Here is a 6,552-nt window from a genome sequence, read left to right on the forward strand (position 1 = left end):
GGTACATTTTTTGAAATATTATTTTACCCGTAGTTGTGACTGAACATGTTTATGAGAATTGACTACCAGCTTGCTGCTAAAGATTAAGACCAATAACACCTTACCAGGTGCCTTAAGAATTTAACGTATATCCTTAACTTCTCTGAAGTTAAGTTCTTACAAAATTGCTCATAGTTGGTGTGGAAATTCAGGTAGAATAACCCGGAGATATTTATCTCTTTTTTCATATATTGGATCCAGAAAATAATGCTCACATTTCCATTCCCATGAACAAACTCCTGCTGGACCTTTCCATAAAGGTAAACAATTGGCTTTCCCGTAAAATAGATTTCGTTCAGCGTGCTCAATTGATTGAACAAGAAGACAAGTCTGACATTTATCATTCTCTCTCCCCAATAGGTGATGCGTATGCCGACCAGTATCTTGATGCTTTGAAATGGGCATTGGACAACCGAAAAGAAAAAGCCATCTACAATATCGCGCTGACCGGCCCATACGGTTCCGGCAAGAGTAGTATATTGAAAACCTTTAAGCAAGCGAATACTAATAAAGATTATGTTTTTCTCGATATCTCACTTGCAACCTTTAAAGAAGAAAATGCAGAGGTAAAAGATACTCCAGGCGGGGTAGAACCGGCAGGGAGTGATAAAAAGGATAAAACTTCCGATGATATTTTACGACTTATCGAGCTTAGCATTCTACAACAAATATTCTACCATGAGGAGGACAGCAAAATTCCTGATTCAAGGTTTAAGAAGATTAAAAGTTTCAACCGAAAGGCGCTATTTTACATTACTGCAGGACTAATTTTTGCCATTGCCTTCGGCTTTAATTTATTTTATCCTGAGCGCTTTTATTCCCTCCTTTTATTAGAACTGCCGGCTACTGGTAAAAAAATATTTCATTGGGTATCTCTGGCCGGTTTCATTGCCGCAATGACAGTTGCAATTTTTCGATCTGTAAAAATATTTTATAGCCTTAGAATCAGCAAGGTCAAATTTCAGGAGGCGGAGATTGAAATTGATAAGGGCATTAGTAAGTCGATTCTGAACAACCACCTCGACGAAATCCTTTATTTCTTTGAAGTGACTCCTTATTCAGTGGTAATTATCGAGGACCTGGATCGATTTCGGCAATCAGAAATCTTCACCAAGCTCAGAGAGCTGAACCTGTTGATTAATAATTCCAAAAAAATAAAAAATAAACAGGTCGTGTTCATCTATGCTGTCCGTGATGAAATGTTCCAGAATAAGGATCGTACAAAATTCTTCGACTTCATTATCCCTGTTATTCCTGTCATCAACAGTTCAAACTCCAATGACAAGCTTGCTGCCATCGTGGAGAAGAATGATTACAAAATTTCCAAAGACCTCATTGATGATGTATCCCTTTTCATCGATGATATGCGCCTTCTTTACAATGTAATGAATGAATATGCCATTTACAGCGGGCTGCTGGATGCCGCGCTTGATAGAGATAAACTATTGGCCATACTTGTTTACAAAAATCTATGGCCTGATGATTTCGTCTTGTTAGGAAATAATGAGGGCGAACTTTATCGGCTGTTGCATCAGCGATCAAACTACGTTATCAGCAGCATTGCTAAACTGGATAATAAGATCAAATCAAATAAGGATACCATCAATGGCTTGCAAAAGACCATGATGCGAAGTGCGGATGAAGTTCGCCTTTTATATACAGCCCATTTTGCATCCAAGGTGGATAATTTCGGACATTTCGAATTTAAAGGAAAGGATTATAGTATTCAAGATGCAGCAGATGAGGAAGCATTCGAATATTTTAAAAAAGGTAATTTCAGGTATTATGTATTTAACTTTTATTCCAATCCTTACTGGCATAGGCGGGACGCCTTGGCAAACTTTTCCTTTGATGATTTTCAATATGAAGTCGACGAAGAAACTAGTTTTGAGGAACGACTTAGTTTAGCCGAGGGCATTTTTAGTTCAAAGGAAGAACAACTTAAAGTGGAAAATGATCTTTTGGAAAAACAGAAATCTGTAATTAGACAGGCCAGTTTAAAAGAAATCCTGAGCAATTCTGCCAATCATGGCTTACTCGAGAGTAAGGAAAAAAAAGGGTTGTTATTAAGTATTTTGCTTCGGGCTGGTTATATTGATGAAGACTACCTTGATTATATATCATTATTCTACGAGGGCAGTATCACCAAGAATGACCGTGCATTTGTTCTCAATGCAAAAAGTCAGATTTCCTCTGACTATCAAAGCCAGATCAATAAGTTTGAAAACGTAATCAAAAAGTTCAGACCAAATGAATTTGCAAATCAATATCTACTAAACTTCAGTCTTTTGGACTTTATGCTCTCTAGCGAGGGCTACGAAAATCATCTCGATCATCTTTTTTCTCAGCTAAATGACGCCAATGAATATGGGGTTAGTTTTTTGGATGGTTACGTTGAAACAGGTGAGCAAATCGCTTTGTTTATACATAGAATGGTCAAGGCTTGGCCAGGGGTTTTGGGCTTTCTCGTTGGCCAATCCGGTTTTCCCCGGGAAAAGATCGAAAACTACTTTGTTCTGATTCTTACCTACGCCGATGTCGCTGACCTAAAAGATGTAAAGATCAAAAGCCAGCTATTGAAAATGATCGACAAAAGAAAGAATTTTCTGTCCATTATCCCTGATATAGCACAACTTAAAAACATTATTACCGGTCTTTCCATTATGTTCACTGATGTGATTTTAGAAGATTCTCCGGAAGAACTCGTAGCGCTAATCATAGATCAAAGACACTATAAGCTCAATGATATCATGGTCAAAAGAGTTGCTAAAACTGATGATAGTTTTGACTTACCAAACTACGAACAACGAAATTATTTTGCCATTCAGCAAAGCAAAATAACTGCACTTAAGGCATATGTTGAGAATAAAATTGACCAGTATATCTCAGAACTTTACCTTGCCTTACCAAATAATGAATATGAGGAAGAAGAAGAACTTTTGCTGCTCCTAAACAATCCTAAAATCACACCTGAACAATGTGAACGCATTATTTTAAAATGTCAGCAACCCATTTCGACCTTAACAGACGTGAACTTTCCCGCCCTGGACAAGGCCTTATTTAAAGCAAAGAAAATTGCGATCAACTGGAATAATGTCACCGATTATTTTGTAAGACATGGGTTCGATAGAATACTACTAGAGTACCTAAATGAGTCCGAAATATTTCAGGCGCTAACCTTGCAAAAAATTAATATAAAAGATCCCCATATCGAAATAGAAAGCTTGAGCACCTTTATGCTTACGCTTGTTAACCAAGCGGATCTTAGTGAAGAGGCGTATGGCCACCTCATCAAGTCAATTCCTTATCATTACGATATGGAGGAGATTGATGATCTGGGAAAAGAAAAAATGAAATTATTGGTAGAGAATGAGATGGTTGCCCCCTCGCAAGAAAATTTTCACCAGTTACAAACCCATTACCCTACGCTACAACATATTTTCCTGGACCATTATGTTCCTGACTTTATGGACGCATTCTCAGAATACAACCTTAATGGATCTGATATTGCGCATATCTTGCAATCAGAAAACTTCAATGCAGAACAACGTTTGGAAGTGATTAAAAATAGCTCCGAGGAACTCATTCTCAAAAGTTCAAACGCTTTATCAGCCATCAGAAATGTGATGTTTAGCGATCACCCGCTCGACATATCTAAAGCGCTAATGATCGCAGTTCTCCAGCGAGATTTTAATATTAACCAGCGGGTAAAGCTTTTTAATATGTATTACACACATTTTGGATCTGAGGATACCATTCCAATTTTCCATACCTTCCCTGCCCCTTTCGACAAAATAGGAAAACGACATACCACCTTGGTAATTGAGCAAACCAGTGAAAATATATTCCTAGCTGTGAACCTTAAATCTCGCGGCATGATTTCCAGTCAGAAACCAGATAAAAATGGAATCAAAATCAGCAATTTCAAATGGAAATCATAAGCATAGATTTTAAAACGGTTAAGAGTGGAGAAATTCTGACAATGGCATCAATGATTAGTTGCCGCTATATGAACTGATGAAATTGACATTTATATTTATTCTCTAGGAAAGCATTGACTACAGGGAATTATATGGGAGCAGTTGAGACCGATGCATACTGATCCTAAATTCCGAAACGATATGGTCAAAGGTACCGAAATCTACCACCTTTCCGCCAATTGGTTAATAATCAGAAACAACAATTTAAGGCATATTTATTTCTGCATAGAGAGAATAAATTAACTTCAGTTTTTCCTCAATGACTAAAATTTAGTTTCGGAACTGATTTTGACAGGAATAGTTGCATTTATCCCAAGGCTGAAAGAATGTTCACTATTGGTAAAATTAACCTAGTTTCAAGTACAGTTCATAAAAACTAATTTCTTAAAACATAAAATTTAAGCATTTCCAAATACATTACAATATTCTTCATAAAGTTAATGAAACTATAATTTCTTTACGCGAATTTTGTTTCAATTTAGTATTATATTAACTATTTTGTAAAATAAAAACCTATACCCAAATGCAGATTTCAGATTTAAAACTTCTCAAAGAAAGCGAAGATAAAGTTGAGTTTAAAGAAGCTAAGAGCAGTTATTCTTATAATGGTAAGCGGAGAAGTATTTTAGGTTATACTGTAGCGCTCGCAAATGAAAACGGAGGACATTTGGTGCTGGGTATTGGAGACAATCATCCTCATGAAGTAGTTGGTTCCAATGCTTTTTTAGACAAAGGAAAACTTGAACAGGATATTTATAGAGATTTAGGAATAAGAGTAAAAACTCAAGAGTTTTTTGAGAGTAGTAAGCGTGTTCTTGCAATTACTATACCTTCACGACCAATTGGGAAACCCTTATATTTCGATGATGTTCCATTAATGAGGGTTGGGGAAGAACTTAAGAGAATGTCAGATGAAATGTACCTATCCATTATTCAGGAACAGGAACCAGACTTCTCTGAGAAAATTTGTGAGGCGATTAATGTAAACGATTTGGATAAGGATGCGATTGAGAAAATGAAGGCGTCTTATTCTAGAAAACAACGTAACCCATCTTTTTTACACTTGAGTACCGATCAAGTATTGAGCGATTTAAAACTAATGGTTGATAATAAAATAAATTACGCTGGACTTATTCTGTTAGGGAAATCGGATGTTATAAAAAAATATCTTCCCCAAAGCAAGACTATCTGGGAATACCGATCCAAAATATCGCAAATTCCTTTCGATTCAAGGGAAGAAATTATAGATCCGCTATTTATTGCTATTGATAAAATATGGAAACTTATCAACCAACCAGGACTTAACAAAAAACACCCAATACAACAGGGGGCATATATTTTCGATATTATGGATTTCAATGAAGAAGTCATCCGTGAGGCCATGCTGAATGCAATCGCTCATAGAGACTATACCATTACAAGCGAATCGGTAATCAAGCAGTTTCCTAATCAGATATCTATTATTAATCCCGGAGGTTTCCCAAAAGGTGTTACAATTGAAAACCTATTGACTGTTAGCAGTACTCCTAGAAGCCGCCTGATGACTGAGATTTTAGAAAAGACAGGATTAGTAGAGCGAAGTGGACAAGGTGTTGATAAAATATTTTCAATCATGCTTTCTGAGGGAAAAGCAGAACCAGACTACAGTGCATCAGATATGTTTCAAGTTTCTTTGGATCTAAAAACGGAAGTCCAAGATAAAGCATTTCATATTTTTATTAAAAACTATCAAGAAAGTGATAAAGAACCAAAAATGGGTGTAGAGCAAATAATTACGCTTTGCAAAATTCGAAACGGGATATTTCAGCATCTAAAGCCCTCAATTGTTTCACAATTAGAGAACATTGGCTTAATTAAAAAAGCATCTAGGCATACTAATAAATATGTTTTAAGAGATGATTATTACGAATTGATTGAAGAGGAAAGCAAAATTGGCAAACGTTATTTAGTTAGTGAAATTTCTACAATCTCTCTCTCTTTACAAAACGGCTCTTTAAAAATTGGAGAATTAGAAGACACCCTTTCTTCTCAACTAAACAGGAATCAAATAAAATATCTATTAAACAAACTTATTGAGGATGATATCTTAACAAAAGCTGGCTCGGCCAGTGGCACCAGGTATCAGCTATTAGATAGCTATACAGATCTAAGAGGCGATCTTTTAATAGCTCATATTATTGCTGATCTAAAAAGAAAATATAATACCAATTAATAATACAAAATCAAATATGATCTGGAAAATACGTTACTGGTAACGTAAAAAAATTTAAGCAGTAGATTTTACTGAATAAAATCTGCACAAGATGGCACAAAGCGAAAACCCCGCAATAATATTAGAGCAGAAATTCCTGCGCGACAATTCTCCAAAAAATTAAAAATTCTGCGAAAAGAAAATTTCCGCCAGATTAAAAAAATCCCACAGATATTTTTTCAATAATAAAATCTGCGCAGGATGATACAAAGTGAAAACGCCGCAGAAATAATCGCGCAGAAATTCCTGCGCGCCAATTCTCCAAAAAAAATAAAAAATTCT

Annotated in this window: 2 protein-coding genes; both read left to right on the top strand. The window is 35.9% G+C overall.

The window, feature by feature from the left end; genetic code table 11:
- The first annotated feature begins 266 nt into the window (after positions 1-266).
- A complete protein-coding gene (locus AB669_RS04330; protein WP_156166665.1) occupies positions 267-3,980 on the top strand; it encodes a hypothetical protein in 3,714 nt (1,237 codons plus the stop codon).
- Between the two features lie 562 nt (positions 3,981-4,542).
- On the top strand, positions 4,543-6,231 hold the full coding sequence (locus tag AB669_RS04335) for an ATP-binding protein (RefSeq protein ID WP_047798038.1): 1,689 nt from the start codon (positions 4,543-4,545) through the stop codon (positions 6,229-6,231).
- The last annotated feature ends 321 nt before the right edge of the window (positions 6,232-6,552 follow it).

Origin of the sequence: Pedobacter sp. BMA, assembly GCF_001027745.1 — a bacterium.
In the GTDB taxonomy this organism is placed as follows: Bacteria; Bacteroidota; Bacteroidia; order Sphingobacteriales; family Sphingobacteriaceae; genus Pedobacter.